This is a genomic window from Bacillus sp. HSf4 (assembly GCF_029537375.1).
In the GTDB taxonomy this organism is placed as follows: domain Bacteria; phylum Bacillota; class Bacilli; order Bacillales; family Bacillaceae; genus Bacillus; species Bacillus sonorensis_A.
Genome location: NZ_CP120679.1, coordinates 2329194 through 2347947, shown reverse-complemented (window position 1 = coordinate 2347947; position 18754 = coordinate 2329194). Strand labels below are relative to the sequence as shown.

The 18754-nt window shown below is 46.6% G+C and carries 19 protein-coding genes and 1 other annotated feature; of the genes, 16 read left to right on the top strand and 3 right to left on the bottom strand.

Features of this window, described 5'->3' with window-relative positions; genetic code table 11:
• Positions 1-84: 84 nt before the first annotated feature.
• On the bottom strand, positions 85-993 hold the full coding sequence (gene metA / locus P3X63_RS11995) for a homoserine O-acetyltransferase MetA (protein WP_026587544.1): 909 nt from the start codon (positions 991-993) through the stop codon (positions 85-87).
• A gap of 150 nt (positions 994-1143) precedes the next feature.
• Between metA and P3X63_RS11990 the strand changes: the two genes are divergently transcribed.
• From P3X63_RS11990 to P3X63_RS11935, 12 genes are all read left to right on the top strand, one after another.
• A complete protein-coding gene (locus P3X63_RS11990) occupies positions 1144-2823 on the top strand; it encodes a formate--tetrahydrofolate ligase (RefSeq protein ID WP_026587543.1) in 1680 nt (559 codons plus the stop codon).
• Positions 2824-2839: 16 nt separating this feature from the next.
• On the top strand, positions 2840-3319 hold the full coding sequence (locus P3X63_RS11985) for a glutathione peroxidase (RefSeq protein ID WP_026587542.1): 480 nt from the start codon (positions 2840-2842) through the stop codon (positions 3317-3319).
• Positions 3307-3981 carry an HD domain-containing protein gene (locus tag P3X63_RS11980; protein WP_277690828.1) on the top strand — a complete coding sequence of 225 codons (675 nt, stop codon included), beginning with the start codon at positions 3307-3309 and terminating at the stop codon, positions 3979-3981. The genes P3X63_RS11985 and P3X63_RS11980 overlap by 13 nt, the downstream gene beginning before the upstream one ends.
• A gap of 36 nt (positions 3982-4017) precedes the next feature.
• Positions 4018-5157, top strand: coding sequence for a conserved virulence factor C family protein (locus P3X63_RS11975; protein ID WP_026587540.1), 1140 nt, complete (start codon positions 4018-4020; stop codon positions 5155-5157).
• A gap of 310 nt (positions 5158-5467) precedes the next feature.
• Complete coding sequence (gene ilvD, locus P3X63_RS11970) at positions 5468-7144, top strand: dihydroxy-acid dehydratase (RefSeq protein ID WP_026587539.1); 1677 nt, start codon at positions 5468-5470, stop codon at positions 7142-7144.
• A 78-nt stretch (positions 7145-7222) separates the two neighbouring features.
• Positions 7223-7657 carry a BrxA/BrxB family bacilliredoxin gene (locus P3X63_RS11965; protein WP_026587538.1) on the top strand — a complete coding sequence of 145 codons (435 nt, stop codon included), beginning with the start codon at positions 7223-7225 and terminating at the stop codon, positions 7655-7657.
• A gap of 36 nt (positions 7658-7693) precedes the next feature.
• On the top strand, positions 7694-8473 hold the full coding sequence (locus tag P3X63_RS11960) for a class I SAM-dependent methyltransferase (RefSeq protein ID WP_077736598.1): 780 nt from the start codon (positions 7694-7696) through the stop codon (positions 8471-8473).
• 275 nt (positions 8474-8748) lie between these two features.
• Positions 8749-8991: a binding site (T-box leader), on the top strand.
• 47 nt (positions 8992-9038) lie between these two features.
• Positions 9039-10610 carry a 2-isopropylmalate synthase gene (locus P3X63_RS11955; RefSeq protein WP_026587536.1) on the top strand — a complete coding sequence of 524 codons (1572 nt, stop codon included), beginning with the start codon at positions 9039-9041 and terminating at the stop codon, positions 10608-10610.
• A gap of 326 nt (positions 10611-10936) precedes the next feature.
• Positions 10937-11539 (top strand): YpjP family protein, encoded by a 603-nt coding sequence (locus P3X63_RS11950; protein WP_077737216.1) that lies wholly within the window; start codon positions 10937-10939, stop codon positions 11537-11539.
• Between the two features lie 16 nt (positions 11540-11555).
• Positions 11556-12089: a phosphatidylglycerophosphatase A family protein gene (locus tag P3X63_RS11945; protein WP_026587534.1), complete on the top strand. Its 534-nt coding sequence runs from the start codon at positions 11556-11558 to the stop codon at positions 12087-12089.
• Between the two features lie 370 nt (positions 12090-12459).
• Complete coding sequence (locus tag P3X63_RS11940) at positions 12460-12948, top strand: dihydrofolate reductase (RefSeq protein ID WP_026587532.1); 489 nt, start codon at positions 12460-12462, stop codon at positions 12946-12948.
• Between the two features lie 15 nt (positions 12949-12963).
• A complete protein-coding gene (locus P3X63_RS11935; protein ID WP_026587531.1) occupies positions 12964-13587 on the top strand; it encodes a lysophospholipid acyltransferase family protein in 624 nt (207 codons plus the stop codon).
• 44 nt (positions 13588-13631) lie between these two features.
• Here the strand turns inward: P3X63_RS11935 and trhA are convergent, their stop codons facing one another.
• Both trhA and P3X63_RS11925 read right to left on the bottom strand, forming a co-directional pair.
• On the bottom strand, positions 13632-14270 hold the full coding sequence (gene trhA / locus P3X63_RS11930; protein ID WP_026587530.1) for a PAQR family membrane homeostasis protein TrhA: 639 nt from the start codon (positions 14268-14270) through the stop codon (positions 13632-13634).
• Positions 14271-14285: 15 nt separating this feature from the next.
• On the bottom strand, positions 14286-15284 hold the full coding sequence (locus P3X63_RS11925) for a sigma 54-interacting transcriptional regulator (protein WP_372709717.1): 999 nt from the start codon (positions 15282-15284) through the stop codon (positions 14286-14288).
• 246 nt (positions 15285-15530) lie between these two features.
• Here P3X63_RS11925 and ilvA point away from each other — a divergent pair, with 246 nt between their 5' ends.
• From ilvA to P3X63_RS11905, 4 genes are all read left to right on the top strand, one after another.
• A complete protein-coding gene (gene ilvA / locus P3X63_RS11920; RefSeq protein ID WP_026587528.1) occupies positions 15531-16799 on the top strand; it encodes a threonine ammonia-lyase IlvA in 1269 nt (422 codons plus the stop codon).
• A gap of 92 nt (positions 16800-16891) precedes the next feature.
• Positions 16892-17143, top strand: a complete 252-nt coding sequence (locus P3X63_RS11915) for a YpmP family protein (protein WP_026587527.1) — start codon at positions 16892-16894, stop codon at positions 17141-17143.
• A gap of 132 nt (positions 17144-17275) precedes the next feature.
• Positions 17276-18118, top strand: coding sequence for a DegV family protein (locus P3X63_RS11910; protein ID WP_026587526.1), 843 nt, complete (start codon positions 17276-17278; stop codon positions 18116-18118).
• Between the two features lie 51 nt (positions 18119-18169).
• Positions 18170-18718 carry an SCO family protein gene (locus P3X63_RS11905; protein ID WP_372709719.1) on the top strand — a complete coding sequence of 183 codons (549 nt, stop codon included), beginning with the start codon at positions 18170-18172 and terminating at the stop codon, positions 18716-18718.
• Positions 18719-18754: the final 36 nt, after the last annotated feature.

The window sequence follows — 18754 nt, the reverse complement described above, 5'->3', positions numbered from 1 at the left end:
TGTCCTTACGCTTTTATGGAAGCGCAGCCCAACTGTATTTTAACACATTTTGCACGTCTTGCATCAGACCAGAGCATGAGAATTTCATTTCCATTCATATGGTGTTTCCTGGTACACATAATAGTTCAGCCAGTTCATGAACAAAAGGGTGGCATGGGCTTTCCAGCGGTTGACCGGTACTGCGCCGTCAGGTCCGTCTTTGAAATAGTTGACGGGCGGATCGATGCTTAAGTTTCTGGCTAGGTCTCTTTCATACTCCTCTTTAAGAGTATCGGTATCATACTCGGGATGTCCAGTTAAAAAAACCTGTTTTTCATCTTTTGAACTAATTAAACAGACGCCTGCCTCATCCGATATGCTGAGCACCTTTAAATGGGGAACGGCTTTCAGATCATCCATATTTATATCTGTATGCCTGGAATGCGGGACATAGTAGAATTCTTCAAATCCTCTGACCAATCTTTCGTTCTTTTCCAAAATTCGGTGTTCAAAAACACCGAATGTTTTTTTCGCAAGCTTTCTTTTGCGAATGCCGTAATGATGGTACAATCCCGCTTGCGCTCCCCAGCAAATGTGCAGCGTTGATGTGACATTCGTTTTGCTCCATTCCAAAATTTCCTGAAGCTCATCCCAATACGATACCTCTTCATATTCGAGATGTTCGATCGGCGCCCCGGTAATGATCATGCCGTCGAATTTTTTGTCCTTGATCGCAGCAAATGTTGTATAAAATTGTTCTAAATGCTGTCTTGCCGTATTTTTTGGCGTATGTGTAGACGGAATTAAAAAAGTGAAATATACCTGCAAAGGAGAATTTCCGAGCATTCTGAGAAGCTGTGTCTCCGTTTTGATTTTCTGCGGCATCAGATTGAGAATCACAATATTCAAAGGCCTGATATCCTGATGAAAAGCCCGTTTTTCATCCATGACGAAAATATTTTCACTTTCAAGAATCCGCTTTGCTGGCAAATCGATAGGAATGTTGATAGGCAACACGCCACCTCCGGTTTTCTCCGCTGATTTTTCTTCATTATAGGAACTTTTTGGCGATATTTCAATGTGTGAATTGTGTTACAATAAAAGAAGTGTGTGAAAATTATGGAAATCCATCATGCGATCACCTAAAAGGAGGTTCCTCTTGCTATGAAATCCCATTTATCTGACATTGAAATCGCTCAAAACACCGAATTAAAACCGATTACCGAAATCGCTCGGAAACTCTCTATAGAAGACGGAGAAATAGAGTGTTTTGGTTACACAAAAGCTAAAATTTCTTTAAACATTTTTGAGCGCTTAAAAGATAAGCCTGACGGACGGATCATATTGGTGACGTCCATCAACCCGACTCCGGCCGGCGAAGGCAAATCGACGGTGACGGTCGGTTTAAGCCAGGCGCTCTGGAAGGCGGGCAGGCAATCGATTGTTGCGCTGAGGGAACCGTCACTCGGACCGACGATGGGCTTAAAAGGGGGTGCAGCCGGCGGGGGCTATTCACAGGTTCTTCCGATGGAGGACATCAACCTTCACTTTACCGGAGATATGCACGCGATTACATGCGCGAACAACGCGTTGGCCGCTTTCATTGACAATCATATTCATCACGGAAACGAATTAAACATTGACATCAGAAAAATCGTCTGGAAAAGGACCCTTGATCTCAATGACAGGGCGCTCAGGCAAGCGGTCATCGGCCTGGGCGGCAAAGCGAACGGCTTTCCTCGTGAAGACGGCTTTGACATTACGGTAGCCTCTGAAATCATGGCTGTTTTATGCCTGGCCAGAGATCTGGAAGATTTAAAAAGACGGCTGGCGGCGATGATCGTTGCTTATACGGCCGATCAAAAGCCGGTGACTGTCGAAATGCTCGGGGTAGAGGGAGCCCTGGCCCTGCTGTTGAAAGATGCGCTGAAGCCGAACCTTGTCCAAACTGTCGAAGGTACACCGGCGCTTGTTCACGGCGGCCCGTTTGCAAACATTGCCCACGGGGCAAACAGCCTGATCGCCACGAAAATGGGGGCAAAGCTTGCCGATTATGTGGTCACAGAAGCGGGATTCGGGGCCGACTTAGGTGCGGAAAAATTCATGCATATCAAAACGAGAGCGGGCGGATTTACGCCGGGGGCGGTTGTGATCGTCGCCACGGTAAGAGCGCTGAAGATGCACGGCGGACAATCTGCCGAAGATCTGAAAAAAGAAGGGATTGATGAGCTGAAAAAAGGGATCGAAAACCTTGAAAAGCACATCGAAACCATTTCCGCCTTCGGACTCCCTTATGTGGTCGCCGTCAACAGATTCATTCATGATACGGAAAAAGAGCTTGATACCGTGCTCAGCTGGTGCAGGGATCACGGACATCCGGCAGCCCTTTGCAATGTCTGGGAAGAGGGCGGAAAAGGCGGTCTGGATCTTGCGAAGGAAGTCATCCATGTGTTGGAGAATGAAGAAAATCGGTTTTCTTATTTATATGAATTAACCGATTCGATCGAAGAAAAATTGGACAAAGTTTCACGCTTCGTCTATGGAGCCCGCGGAGTAAAATGGACAGACAAGGCGAAAAAACAGCTTGAAGAGATCAAAAAGAACGGATTGGAACAGTTGCCTGTATGTGTGGCGAAGACCCAATACTCCCTCTCAGATGATCCGGCGAAAACCGGAAGGCCGAAAGATTTTCACATTACCGTCCGCGAATTAAAACCGTCCAGAGGCGCCGGCTTTATCGTCGCGCTGACGGGAAGCATTTTAACGATGCCGGGCCTTCCTAAGCAGCCGGCCGCATTGCAGATGGATGTCGATGAAACCGGCAGAGCGAAGGGATTATTTTAAAAAGGGAGGGATCGTCATGTCGATATATGATATCCGCGTCAAAACGATTAAAGGTGAAGAAACGACGCTTAAACCGTATGAAGGAAAGGTTCTTCTCATCGTCAACACGGCCAGCAAATGCGGATTCACACCGCAATATAAACAGCTTCAGGATCTCTATGATACATATAAAGACAGGGGGCTTGTCGTTTTGGGGTTTCCAAGCAATCAATTCATGAACCAGGAACCGGGCGATGAAAAAGACATAGAAGAATTCTGCAGCATGAATTACGGTGTGACATTTCCGATGTTTGCCAAAGTGGATGTGAAAGGCGAAAAGGCACATCCGCTGTTTCGGCATTTGACGAACGAAGCAAAAGGGATGCTCGGAACGAAAGCAGTCAAATGGAATTTTACGAAGTTTCTCGTCGATCAAAAAGGGGAAAACGTCGCGCGCTTCTCTCCGCAGACCAATCCAAAAGAAATGGAAGAGACCATTCAAAAATGGCTGGGATGAATCAGCAAAAAAGGAAGCAGATCAGCCAAATGTCAAAGTGGGTAAAAGAAAAGCTCGCCGGTGAAGGGACGGGACACGATTGGCTCCATATTAAAAGGGTGCGCTCCGTAAGCCTTGCGATCGCAAAAGAAGAAGGGGCCGACCTGTTTATTACAGAAGCTGCCGCCCTCCTCCACGATGTAATCGATGTGAAGCTGTCTGACGAACACCGGGTTTCGCTTGAGGAACTGTACAGCCGTTTTGCAGACTGGAATGTAGAAGAAAAAGCTGCGGCCGCAATCATCGGCATCATCACGAAGATATCGTTCAGGGACAGAGAGAAATATAAAGATGTCAAGCTCTCAAAAGAAGGAATGTCTGTACAGGACGCCGACCGTCTCGACGCCATCGGCGCCGTGGGAATCGCCAGGGCTTTCATGTATGCCGGAGCAAAAGGCCACATGCTGTACAGCGATGGAACGCCAGAACACGACATTCCTTCCGCGCTAAAGCATTTTGATGAGAAGCTTCTTCATCTAAAGGATCTGATGAACACAAAAACGGGCCGGATGCTGGCCAAACAGCGGCATGAAGTGATGCTGGCCTTTCTCAAAGAACTAAAAAACGAGTGCGCCGCCTTTAGCCAAACCGCTCTGATAGATCGAGAGCGGGGGTTATGGTAGAATAAGACCCGGATCTTTGAACAGAGGGGGACGATGATGAAAATCAAATCTATAGAACCGACACCAAGTCCAAATACGATGAAGGTGATTTTAACCGAAGAACTGCCTGCCGGTAAAAGCAATAACTATAAGAAGGACCAAGCGGATGGGGCGCCGCCGGTCATCCGGCAAATTTTGAACATAGACGGGGTAAAAGGCGTCTACCATGTCGCAGATTTCCTGGCTGTTGAGCGGAATGCCCGGTTCGACTGGAAAGACATTCTCCCGGCCGTTCGTTCCGCCTTCGGAATGGAGGAAGCGGAAGAAAGCGATTCAGCTGCTCAAGAAAAAGAATCGTTCGGCGAGGTTAAAGTATTTGTGCAGATGTTCAGCGGAATTCCGATGCAGGTCAAGCTGACCGATGGTGAGCGCGAAGAACGCTTTGGCTTGCCGGAGCGGTTTCAGGAGGCGATTCTCAAACTGAAAACGGCGTCTAGCAATGTCGTCCTTGAGCGTTCCTGGAAGGAACAAGGCGTCAGATTCGGCGATTTCTCCGAAATCGGCCGAGAAGTGACAGAAGAGCTTCAAGCTGCTTATGATGAAGAACGCCTCCGGAAACTAACGGAAGCCGTCGCTTCGCAGGACAAAGGCAGCGAAAGGCAATCCTTGCAAAGAAAATCTTATCAGGTCACACCTGATATGCTTGATGATGAAGATTGGCAAAAACGCTATGCCCACCTGGAACAAATGGATCCGAAGAAAGAGGACATTCCTGTGCTCGAAAAAGCGCTCCATGATCCGAAAACATCGATCAGAAGGCTGGCCGTCGTTTATTTGGGTATGATCGAAACGCCTGAAGTTCTTCCGCTTTTATACAAGGCGCTCGAGGATAAAACGGTCACCGTCAGAAGGACTGCGGGAGACTGCCTGTCAGACATCGGCAGCCCTGAAGCCATCCCGGCGATGATAAAAGCGTTAAAGGACCCGAACAAGCTCGTTCGCTGGCGGGCCGCGATGTTTTTATACGAAGTCGGCGATGAAAGCGCCCTTCCCGCTTTAAAAGAGGCCGAAAATGATCCGGAGTTTGAAGTCAGCCTGCAGATCAAAATGGCGATCGAACGGATTGAACACGGTGAAGAAGCGAAAGGTTCCGTCTGGAAACAAATGACGGAAAGCCGCAAGAAAGAAAACGGGTAAAGGCGCTGTTTCCAGCGCCTTTTTCTAATGGAATACTATTCCATTATGACCTGTTCCGAACAGAGGACGGGACAAAATCAAGGATTCTGTCAAAAAATATGACTTTTTCTATAAAAATATTTCGAATATTGTTGAAAAACAAACAGAAAATATATATAGTAGTTAGCAATCATATGGAATGTGGAGGTTCTGATATTGGGGAATGATTGACAAATGAAGCCGCCATCTTGAGGGAGATGCGGCCGATGGACCGTTTTTAAAACTGAATATTCAGAAAATAAAGAATGTAAAAATGTTTAGGAGGATCACCATGACAGGTTTACGCAGTGACATGATAAAAAAAGGGATCGACAGAGCACCGCACCGCAGCTTGCTTCGTGCGGCAGGGGTAAAGGAAGAGGACTTCGGCAAACCGTTTATTGCCGTATGCAACTCATATATTGATATCGTACCGGGTCATGTCCATTTGCAGGAATTTGGAAAAATCGTCAAAGAGGCCATCAGAGAAGCCGGCGGGGTGCCGTTTGAATTCAATACGATCGGAGTCGATGACGGGATTGCGATGGGGCATATCGGCATGAGATACTCCCTTCCGAGCCGGGAAATCATCGCCGATTCCGTTGAGACGGTTGTTTCCGCTCATTGGTTTGACGGGATGGTATGTATTCCAAACTGTGACAAAATCACCCCGGGGATGATCATGGCAGCGATGCGGATCAATATTCCGACCGTTTTTGTCAGCGGAGGTCCGATGGAAGCGGGAAGAACGAGCGACGGACGGAAAATCTCGCTTTCTTCTGTATTTGAAGGCGTCGGCGCCTATCAATCTGGCAAAATCGATGAAAAAGGGCTTGAGGAACTTGAACAGTTTGGCTGTCCGACATGCGGATCATGTTCGGGAATGTTCACAGCCAATTCGATGAACTGCCTTTCCGAAGCCTTGGGCATCGCACTGCCGGGCAACGGCACCATCTTAGCGACGTCACCGGACAGAAGAGAGTTTGCCAAACAATCGGCCCGCCAGCTGATGGAGCTGATCAAGGCGGATTTAAAACCGCGCGACATCGTCACGGAAAAAGCGATTGACAATGCGTTTGCGCTCGATATGGCGCTCGGCGGATCGACCAATACGATCCTTCATACGCTGGCGATCGCCAATGAAGCGGGCGTTGACTATTCGCTGGAACGGATCAATGAGGTCGCGGCAAGGGTTCCTCATTTATCAAAACTGGCCCCGGCATCAGATGTATTTATTGAAGATCTTCATACAGCCGGAGGCGTGACAGCGGTTTTAAATGAGCTGTCTAAAAAAGAAGGCGCACTCCATTTAGATACGATGACAGTAACGGGGAAAACGCTCGGCGAAAATATTGCCGGATGTGAAGTGCAGGACTATGATATCATTCATCCGATCGACAAGCCGTTTTCAGAACAGGGCGGACTTGCCGTACTCTTCGGCAACCTGGCGCCTGACGGGGCGATCATTAAAACCGGCGGCGTCCAGGACGGCATCACCCGTCATGAGGGTCCTGCTGTGGTGTTTGATTCGCAGGAAGAAGCGCTCGACGGCATCATCAACCGCAAAGTCAAAGCGGGAGACGTTGTCATCATCCGCTACGAAGGGCCTAAAGGCGGACCCGGAATGCCTGAAATGCTCGCCCCGACTTCTCAGATCGTCGGCATGGGGCTCGGGCCTAAAGTCGCGCTGATCACGGACGGCCGCTTTTCCGGAGCTTCGCGGGGGCTTTCGATCGGCCACGTTTCTCCGGAAGCGGCTGAAGGCGGACCGCTTGCTTTTGTAGAAAACGGCGACCATATTGTCGTGGATATCGAAAAGCGGATCTTGAATATTGAAATATCAGATGAAGAATGGGAAAAAAGAAAAGCAAACTGGCCGGGCTTTGAGCCAAAAGTGAAGACAGGCTATCTCGCCCGCTATTCCAAGCTTGTGACATCTGCCAATACAGGCGGAATTATGAAAATCTAACGGCGGACGTTTGAAATTCTCCCCCCTCTATAGTATCCTTTACATCAGTAGTTAAAGGTTTATAGAGGGGGCTTTTATATGTCAACAGCTTATGAAGAATACATGCGTCAGCTCGTTCTGCCAATGCGTCAGGAATTGGTCCAGGCCGGTTTTAAAGAGCTCACGACAGCAGAAGAAGTGGAACAGTTTATGGAGGCCAGCGAAGGCACGACTTTCGTTGTCGTCAATTCAGTCTGCGGATGTGCCGCAGGACTGGCCAGACCTGCCGCCGTTCAGGCCGTCAGCTCAAGCGAAAACGGTCCTGACGAGACCGTTACCGTGTTTGCCGGACAGGATCGTGAAGCTACGGCGAAAATGCGGGAATACTTTGAAGGGTTTGAGCCTTCTTCTCCTTCTATGGCTTTGCTGAAAGGAAAAGAAGTCGTCCATTTTATCCCGCGTGAAGAAATCGAAGGCCGCGAAATGGCGGAAATTATGAAAAACATCACGGACGCGTTTGAAAAACATTGCTAAAATGCCCTCCAAAAGGGCATTTTTTATGGAGAACATATGATTGTCACGACAAGCTACAGACCGAATGAAGCCACCATATCTGCGGCAAAAAAGATCAGCCGGACGCTCAATGGCCGGTTTTCTGAACGGAGAAAACGGCCGATCCGACTCATTCAGGAGACGGAGCAGGATGAAGTTCTTGTGGTCGGGAAAGAACGTTTTGAGCTTTATTTTGCAGACGGAGAAAAGTTCTTCTTCCATCCGAATTCGGCGATGTTCCGCGCCAAGCGGTTGTTAAAAGGGGAGGCGGATCCGTTTATCGAAGCGGCTCAGCTTAAACCGGGCGACACGCTCCTTGATTGTACGCTAGGCCTTGGTTCAGATGCGATGATCGCAAGCCTTGTGACAGGTGAAAAGGGAACAGTCCGCGGCATTGAAAAAAGCCCGCTTCTGGCCTTTCTGGTGGAAAACGGGCTTGAGACATGGGAGACGGATCTCACACCTTTAAACGAAGCGATGAGAAGAATTCAGGTTATTCAAGGCGACAGTTTAAAACATTTTCAACAGCTTGCTGATGATTCGGCCGATATCGTCTACTTTGATCCAATGTTTGATGAAGCAATCAAAGAATCTGACGGCATCGCCCCTTTAAGAAAACTGGCGCATACCGATTTCTCGTTTGCCGGCTGTGTAAGTGAAGCACTGCGGGTAGCCAGAAAAAGAGTCGTCCTGAAAGACCACTGGAGAAGTCCGCGTTTTGAGACATACGGCTTCCGTGTGAAAAGGCGAAAAACAGCCCTGTTTCATTACGGCGTCCTCGAACCTGAATCTGAATGATTAAACACCCAAAGCTAATCGCCTTGGGTGTTTTTTAATCGGCGATTTCCATGACGATAAAATAAGCGAGCGTTACCAATGAAGCAGTGATGAATAGTCCTTCTACCATAAAGGATCACTCCCAGTTTTGGAATTTTCACCTTTGATTGTAAACGTTTTATCGTAAAAAGAAAAGGCGCGTTTCTCATTTACGCCGGATAAAACGAATGAAATATTCTGAAAATAATATTGACAATTGCTGTTTGCTCCTATATGATTGCAAAAAATGACATCAACACAAAGCGAAGAATGGAAATAGTAGAAGGTTTATAATCTTTTCAGAGAGCCGATGGCTGGTGTGAATCGGCAGTTATACCCTTTGAACTCATCCATGAGCTGCACCCTGAAACAGACGGAGTAGGGGATGCCGGAATTCTCCCGTTACGAAGATAGGCGGTGATAGCCGCCGAATTTGAGTGGATTAATGTGAATTGATTAATCAATTAGAGTGGTACCGCGAGCAATGCCTCGTCTCTATTTCATAATAGAGACGGGGCTTTTTTTATACAAGAAAGGAGTGTTTTTTATGGAAAGAAAGATTTGGGTGTTGGATACGACTTTGAGAGATGGTGAGCAGGTCCCGGGGGCTAAGCTGAATCTGTATGAAAAACTGGAAGTCGCTCACCAACTAAAAAAGCTTCAAGTTGATATGATTGAAGCCGGTTTTCCTTCATCATCAGCTGGTGATTTTCATGCCGTCAAAGAAATTGCCGCCAAAGTGGGCAAAGCGGATGATGTTGTCATCACGGCGCTGGCAAGAGCAGTTAAAGCAGATATTGATTCGGTTTACCAAAGTGTGAAACATGCTGAACATCCGCTGATTCATATCGTCTTAGGCACATCGGATATTCATGTGGAAAAGAAATTCGGCAAATCAAAAAGCCAGATCATGAATATCGGCGTGGATGCAGTAAAATATGCCAAAACCCTTCTGCCGGATGTGCAGTATTCAACAGAAGACGCCTCACGCTCTGATTTCGAATATTTGTGGGCGACAATTGAAGCTGTTGTCAATGCAGGGGCAACGATCATTAATGTGCCTGATACTGTCGGGTATGCAGAGCCTGAAGAATTCGGGGAATTGATCTTTAAAATCAATGACCGATTGAAAAATATAAATGATCAAGTGCTTTTAAGCGTCCATTGCCACAATGATCTCGGCATGGCGACAGCGAACACACTTGCAGCCGTTAAAAATGGCGCTGATAAAGTGGAATGTACGGTGAACGGTATCGGCGAACGCGCCGGGAATGCGGCCTTGGAAGAAGTGGTCATGGCGATGAAGACACGTTCGTCAGTCTACAAAGGCTACACCAATATTCAAACGGAAGAATTGATCAATACCTCCAGGCTTGTTAGCAGTTTTATGGGGCTTGATGTACAAGTGAATAAAGCGATTACGGGTGAAAATGCGTTCGCCCACTCTTCCGGCATACACCAAGATGGTTTATTGAAATCGAGAGACGCTTATGAAATCATGAACCCGGCCGACGTCGGTCTTGATGATATGGAACTTGTTTTAACCGCACGATCAGGCCGTCATGCCGTGAAAAACGCGCTTGAGAAATTGGCCTTAAACCAGTTGACCCAGACGCAATTTGAAGAAGTTTTCGAAGACTTTTTAGAACTGGCGGATGCAAAAAAAGAAGTCTATCACCATGATTTGTATGTGATCGTTGAGAATTATTACAAAAAACACAGTGTGCACGCTCAAGAGGTGGAGCACATCAGCCAGCACTTTTATGAGCTGATGGATTTGCAGGTGATTTGCAATCCTCATTTCCCCTCTGCGAGTGTGAAAATGAAAAAGGGCGGGCAGGTGCTGCAGAAGAGTGCGACAGGTACGGGTCCCGTCGATGCTCTATATTCCGCAATAGCTGACATCAGTGAATTTGATACTAAATTGATTGAATACAACATCAGCAGTGTATCAAGAGGCAAAGAAGCATTAGGAAAAGTGAAGATTCAGGTGGAATACAAAGGGGAGAAATACACAGCCAAAGCGACGGATACGGATATCATGAAAGCCAGTGCATGGGCTTATATTCATGCGATAAATTGCATGGTGGTCGATCATTTACTTAAAGTTGAACAATAGGTGAAGTAACATATCTTATATCGTGCCGGCCGGCGCATCGGAACGGACAGATTGCAAAAACGATGATATTCTAAGCGTAATCCACCCGGCCGGTCATGAAAGCTCGAACATTTTGGCGGCCGCAGTGCATCTTGAAGGCGGATTTTCAATTGACACCAGGCGAACGAAGTTATAATAAAATCAAGCGGGAACAGAGATTCCCCGGATCTTGATTTCTTCGTATTTTTTCTAAGCGATTTCCCGATCATCAGCTTTTGAATGACTGAAAATTCAACATATGATAGAATAAGAGAAAAAGAATGTCAATAGAAGGGAACCAACCAGTCATGAAGATGTGGATGAGAAAAGCTCTTGTTGCCTTGTTTACAATTGCGACATTCGGTCTTGTTTCTCCTCCTGCCGCTTTAATGGCGGACAAGCCGACAGAGCACCAGAGCATCAAAGAAACCGGGTATACGGCTGTTTATCAAAAGCGGGAGGAAACCAAATCCGACGGGGAAGAGGCATCTGAATCCTCTTTTGACGCCTATAAGGATGAAATGCTGAATGCCGCGGAAGATCAATCGTTTGCCAAATTCGGAAACCGAATTTCGCCCGTCATCGAAGAGGAGTACAGACAGGACGTGCTGCCTAAAATCGAAGAGATCATCGTCAGCCACCTCATGACGCTGAAGGACAATGACGCATATCAGGATCTGGTGGTTTCCGGAAAGCCGACAGCGGGAAAATCGGAGAAAATCTTCCACGTCTACAATCGAAAAACCGGTGAAGACGTGCTGCGGTTTCATGTCCGCCGGGACAAGCCTCCGCATGAAGGCTACTGGTTTAATTTCCATTACCACACCGCAGAAGACGGCTTTCAGACACATCATGATCTCGGAAGCATATACTGGGATCAAAACACACCGCCCAACTGGATGAGCCACTAAAGGAGATGGATAACAGATGAAGAAATATACGATGAATGAAATGGTACATCTCACAAAAGACATGCTCAATGAGCGGGGAGTCAAGATTGAAGACATCGCGCTCATCGTTCAAAAACTTCAGGAAAAATATCATCCCGATCTGCCGCTGAGCGTATGTGTCGAACATGTCGAAAAGGTGCTGAATAAAAGGGAAATCGTCCACGCCGTATTGACGGGAATCGCGCTTGATCAGCTCGCAGAGAAGAAGCTTCTGCCTGAACCGCTCCAGTATTTGGTTGAAACAGATGAGCCGCTTTATGGAATAGATGAGATCATTCCGCTTTCCATCGTCAATGTTTACGGATCAATCGGTCTGACAAACTTCGGCTATCTTGATAAAGAAAAGTTTGGAATCATTAAAGAATTGGATGATTGTTCTGACGGCGAGGTTCACACTTTCCTTGACGATATCGTGGCCGCCCTTGCCGCTGCTGCTGCGAGCAGGATCGCCCATACGTCTCAGGATCATGAGGATGAAGTCCGGGAAGAAAAGACCGGCGTCAGGAACTGATGAAAAGTAAAACCCGCCAAACGGCGGGTTTTTTTGCGGGCAATTTTTGCTCGATTTATGAAAAATGTCTTGTTTTTCAAAGCTTACTCGAGATACACTACAAAAGGATGAAAAAACTGAAACAAAAGCGGGATTTATGCCGTCTTATGTTTAGTAAACGGGAAACAGAGAGAATTGGACAGGAACGGGGAATTCTGCAGTTCGTTCGGCACCCTGGTCATATTCAGGCCTCCAGCAAGGTTTGCCTCTAACAACAAAACTCCACCTTTTACATCATTGTTCACTAAATGATTATAACAAAGGAGACAACGGCACCATCAGGCATTGACCCGTAACCCGCATATGAATTGATTAAGGAGGCTGTATACGCATGATCTCATTTATCTTTGCAATGGACAGAAACCGTCTGATCGGCAGAAACAATGATTTACCATGGCATCTGCCGCAGGATTTGAAATACTTTAAAAAGGTGACAACCGGCCATCCCGTCATCATGGGAAGGAAAACTTACGAATCAATCGGAAGACCTCTGCCCAACCGGAAAAATCTAGTGGTTACGTCTAATCAGGCGCTGAATCTGCCGGGCTGTGAAGTGTTGCATTCACCGGAGGAGGCGGTTCGGTTTGCAAATCAACAGGACGAAGAATGTTTTGTCATCGGCGGTTCAAAACTATATACAGAGCTCCTTCCTTATGCAGATAAACTGTATGTGACAAAAATCGATGAAACATTTGAAGGGGACTGCTACTTTCCGGCATTCAGCGAAGATGAGTGGGAAATCATTTCGAGGCAAAAAGGTTTAAAAGACGAGCAAAACCCTTATGACTACGAATTCCTCGTTTATCAGAGAAAAGGATAGAGGGGAGGGATTTTCATGATTCGCTACGGTTTCCTGTTGATTTATACGGCCTATATGTTCTTGAAGCATATCAGGCTGTTGGGCGAGCTTCGGACGCTCGACCCGCGGCTTTCTTACGCCAATCAGATGAAGGCGGTTTATGACAAGCCGAAATCCTTTTTGCGCGGATGTATCGGCCTCACCGGTTCGACTGTTTCGATCCATCAGTTCGGCAAAACGCCGGCCGGTCCCGTGCTTTATGTCCATCCAAAGCCGGGCCTTCGAGAGCTCGCGCTTCTTGTCGGACACCTTGACAAAACCGCTTCTTTTTTCGCAAAGCCGCGCGCATTCCGCTATCCGCTTGTCAATCAATGGCTGAAAAAAATGGCGGTGCTGAACAAACACACGGATAAGGCAGCAGCCATTGAAGAAATAGAAGAGCTTTTGCGCAAAGGGCAAAGCTTTATCCTCTCTGAAAATGACGGCGTTGACTACAAATCCATATCAAAAAGGCTCGGTGTTCCGATCGTTCCGGTTGAGACCGATGGAACACGGGACATGGTCAAGGGGTCGTTTTTTAAAAGGCTCAAGCCTGTTGATATCGATTTGACGATTCACCCCGGCTACGTCGTTTCCGATAAAAAGCAGCTTCAGGCTTAGCGGACGCATTAAAAAACAGGCTGAAAAGCCTGTTTTTTTAATACTTAAATAAATGGGACGTTCGCGACGTAAAAGAGGACACAGAAAAACATCGAGGCGCTGCCGCCGAGTACAAACGTATGCCAGATCGCATGGTGGTAGGGGATCTTTCTCCATAGGTAAAAGATCGTTCCGACCGAATATAAGACGCCTCCTAATAAAAGCAGGGCAAAACCTTCTCCTGTCAATGCCGTATAAAGCGGTTTGATCGCCACGATCGCCATCCAGCCCATCAATAGATACATCAGTGTACTGACGACGATAAACCGTTTGACAAAAAAGATTTTAAAGATGATGCCGCAAAGAGCCAAGCTCCAGACGACCGCCAGCATCGTATAGCCGAGCGCGCCTTTAAGCGGACCTAGGAGCAGCGGGGTATAGGTGCCCGCGATTAATACATAAATGGCTGAATGGTCAATGATCTCCAGGATGTCCTTTGTTTTTTTATGCTGAATGCTGTGCAGAAGTGTCGAGCTTAAATACAGAAGCAGCATCGAAGCTCCGAAAATCGAAAAGCTGACAACATCAAGCGGGCTGCCGTAGCGTACGGCGAAAATCACTAAAAACACAATCGCGGGAATCGACAGCAAGACGCCGAGTCCGTGTGTGATGGCATTGGCAATTTCTTCTTTGATCGTGTACAACATCAATCACCCTTTCTATTCTTGAACAATGTGATTTTTTAAAGAGCTTAAAAAGCGCAGGCCTTCAAGCGTGATTTTTGTGCCGGCTCTGCCGCGGCCTTTTGTAACAAACTCTCTTTTTTCCAAATAATCCAGCCTGCTTCGCACTTGCTGCGGAGTGAGCACTAACTTTCCGTTTTTACTTCGTTCGGACAGCACTCTGCGGCTGGCCGGCTCCCCCTTTTCATTCAGCTGTTTAATCGTTTCCAAAAGGTAGGCAAACTCCTCTTTTTCCATCAAAGTCAGCGATTTTGCCGTTGTTTTTTTATCTTTTGATTTTTTCTTTTCAATCTGTTCCCTTATAGCGGGCGGTGTGTCATAAAGCTGTATCGTTTTTTGATCAGAGACGGTTTTCATGTAATCCGCCATGTTTTTCAACTCTCTTACATTACCTTGAAACTCATACTGCTCAAGCGCCTTCCAAACGACAGGATCGACATATATGTCATGATCTCCGCTTTTTAGAAAATGATGCATGAGCAGCGGGATGTCGCTTTGTCGCTCAGCAAGAGAAGGCAGCGGCAGGTCAAGGACATTGAGCCTGAAATACAAATCTTTGCGAAACTCATGTTTCTCTACCTTTTCCGAAAGCGGTACACTTGATGCGGAAATCAGCCTTTTATTCAACCCTTTTTCAATTGAATCCAAAAGCCTTGCCTGAAGGGGCAAAGACAGGCCCCACACTTCGTCAAGAAACAGGGTTCCGGGTTCATCATTTGCCGAATGGAAAAGCGCTTCTGCCTGAGCGTCCTCTTTCAGCGTGCTGCAGCCGACGTGGACGAAAGGCCCCTTTTTGTACGATGATTCATCATGAATGGCTTTTGCAAACAGCTCTTTGCCCGTCCCGGTTTCTCCGTGTATCAGAACCGGCAGATGGGAGTCTGCAAATTTTTTTGCTCTGTTTTTTGCCTGTAAAAAAGTATCGCTTTCACCGATTAGTTCGGTGAAGTTCGAAGTTGGCGGTTTCGTATGCACCATAGTTATGCTCCTTTTGGTTCTAATTGGTTCTATTATAACACCCAATTGAAACAAATAAAGGTTTTTTTGAAAAATTTTCAGCGCTGGCGTCTGTTTCGATGAGTGCATGAAACACTGCTGGCTGTCGTATATATAGAAAATCGGGGGAAACTGTGTTATATTCCGTAATTGCCCTTTAAATTTTGAATATTCATGATATAATGGCGTATTAAATAAAGCTTTAAAAAGAAAGGATCTTAATACATGAAACCGTTGCTTAAAGAAAACTCTCTCATCCAAGTCAAAGATATTTTAAAAGCACACCAAAATGTGAAAGATGTTGTGATTCATACCCCTCTTCAAAAAAATGAGAGGCTGTCTGAGAGGTACGACTGCAACGTTTATTTAAAAAGGGAAGATTTGCAAGTTGTCCGTTCATTCAAGCTGAGAGGCGCATATTATAAAATGAAGCAGCTTTCCAAAGATACGACGAAAAACGGTGTCGTCTGCGCGAGCGCCGGAAACCACGCCCAGGGAGTTGCCTTCTCGTGCAAGCATCTCGGCATCCACGGAAAGATTTTTATGCCTTCAACAACCCCGAGACAAAAAATTTCCCAGGTCGAATTGTTTGGAAAGGAATATGTAGAAATTATTCTGACCGGTGATACGTTTGATGATGCATACCGGAGCGCTGTTGCCTGCTGTGAGGAAGAAAAGCGCGCGTTTATCCATCCGTTTGATGATCCCGCGGTCATGGCCGGACAGGGAACAGTCGCCGTAGAGATTTTAAACGACATCGAGGCTGAGCCGCACTATTTATTCGCAAGCGTCGGAGGCGGGGGGCTTCTTTCAGGAGTGGGTACCTATGTGAAAAACGTGTCCCCTGAGACAAAGCTGATCGCAGTCGAACCGAAAGGAGCACCTGCGCTTTTTGAGTCCAACAAAAAAGGCGAAGTGGTAACACTTGAGAAGATCGACAAATTCGTTGACGGTGCAGCCGTGCAAACAATCGGTGAGCAGACATTCAAAACGCTTGAAACCGTCGTCGATGATATTCTGCTTGTACCGGAAGGCAAAGTGTGCACGGCCATTCTTGAGCTATATAACCAGTGTGCGATTGTCGCTGAACCGGCCGGAGCTTTGCCGATTGCCGCTTTAGATCTGTACAAGGATGAAATCAGAGGGAAAAATGTCGTTTGTGTGATCAGCGGCGGAAATAATGACATCGGCAGGATGCAGGAAATTAAAGACAGATCGATGATGTACGAAGGGTTGCAGCATTATTTCATCGTCAACTTCCCGCAAAGGGCCGGGGCTTTGCGCGAATTTTTAGATGAGGTGCTCGGGCCAAACGATGACATCACCCGGTTTGAATATACAAAGAAAAATAATAAGAGCAGCGGGCCGGCTCTTGTCGGTATCGAACTGAAGCAGCGCGAAGACTATGACCCGCTGATCGAAAGAATGGACAAAAAAGGGTTCCGCTATCTCGAAGTGAATAAAGATGAGGGTCTGTTCAATCTGCTCATATAAGAATTTTTTTTGAATATTACGCATGATTCTAAAGACAACAGCTTTGGAGATTATGTATAATAAAGAAAATATCAAAAATGAGGATTGATAGCTTGTTACTTAAAAGCCTAGAGTTCAAACGATCGGATGGACAGCAGGTGAAGGTGACGGAAATACCCCTGTTAAAAGAGGATGACCCGCATTTTTTCATGGCGAAGCTGAGGCTAGAGGCTTATTTGAAAGAGCTTTATTGCTCGAAGCGCAAAAGGTGTGTCTACTCCTTCAGGGAATACTTAAAAAGAGCGCTCAAATGGCCGGATTACTTGGCCATTTACCAACAGGAAGAACTGAAGCATAATGCATAGCATGTAAAAGCATTCTTTGCCGGCTAAGACCCGAGCCGCTCTAAGGCATGAAGCCGGCAAAGAATTTTTCATGCGTTTTTTTGCCAATCACCATGATCTACACCATATGAGACCGACAGGATGTGAAGGGAATTGACAAGCATCAAAATTGTAACGGATTCCACAGCTGACCTATGCGAAGAAACACTGCGCAAATACAACATTTCCGTGCTGCCGCTTTCCATCGCGATAGACGGTACGGTTTACAGGGATCGGCTGGATATTCAGCCGGATGAATTTATTGCAAAAATGGAGTCCGCAACAGAGCTTCCGAAAAGCTCACAGCCTCCATTAGGCGCGTTTATCAAGCTGTATGAAGAACTCACGGCAGACGGGAGTGAGCTGATCAGCATCCACCTGTCCGGTGAACTGAGCGGGACATTCCAAACGGCTGTAAGCGCTTCAAAAATGGTCGATGCCACGATTCGAGTGGTGGATTCCATGTATATTTCAAAGGGTTTGGGCTTTCAGGTTTTGCGAGCTGCGGCCTTGGCTAAGCAAGGCCTTACAGCCGATGAGATCATCAAAGATCTCGAAGACGTAAGAAACCGGACGTCCTTATACGTGACAATCGACCATTTCGAAAACTTGATCAAAGGCGGACGTATCGGCAGAGGGAAAGCGCTGATCGGTTCACTGCTCAAAGTGAAGCCGATTGCAAGGCTTGAGGACGGCATCTATACGCCTGAAAAAAATGTCCGCAGTACAAACCAGCTTGTCCGTTATTTAACAGGCCGATTTCTTTCAACTGTCAAAGGGAAAACAGTCCAGGCAATCGGCATCGCCCATGCAGATGCTTTAGATCTGGCAAACAGGCTCAAAGCTTCTTTGCTTGAGCATTTTCCGAGAGCCGATATTGATATTTCATATACAACGCCGATTATCTCGGTACACACAGGCAAAGGAGCGATCGGGTTTACCTTTTACACGGATTGATAAAGGGGATGAAAGGATTTGAAAAACGTTCTCGGCACGTTTGCATTAGGTATGCTCATCGTGATGTTAAGCGCCTGCGGAACCAGCAAAATTAAAGATTCTTTAAATTATGATGTACAGGCCTTTTCGTTTCAAAATCAAGATCAAAAAACGGTGTCTCTTGAAAGCTTAAAAGGGGAAGTTTGGATCGCCGATTTTATTTTTACGAATTGTGAAACGGTTTGCCCGCCGATGACATCGCATATGGCAGAGCTGCAAAAACAAATGGAACAAGAAGATGTACAAGCAAGGATTGTCTCATTTAGTGTCGATCCCGAAAATGACACCCCTGAGAAATTGAAGAAGTTTGCCGCTAACTATCCGCTCACTTTTGAAAACTGGGACTTTTTAACGGGGTATTCGCAGGAAGAAATTGAAAAGTTTGCGCTGAAAAGCTTTAAAGCGATCGTCAAAAAACCGGAAGATGATGACCAGGTGATCCATCAAACCTCATTCTATTTAGTCGATCAGAACGGGAAAGTCGTCAAGGATTATAATGGGGTGAAAGATACGCCATACAGCGAGATCATCGCCGATATTAAAACACTTGAAAACCGTTGAGAACAAAGGCGGAGGCAAAAAAGCCTGTTTCCTGAA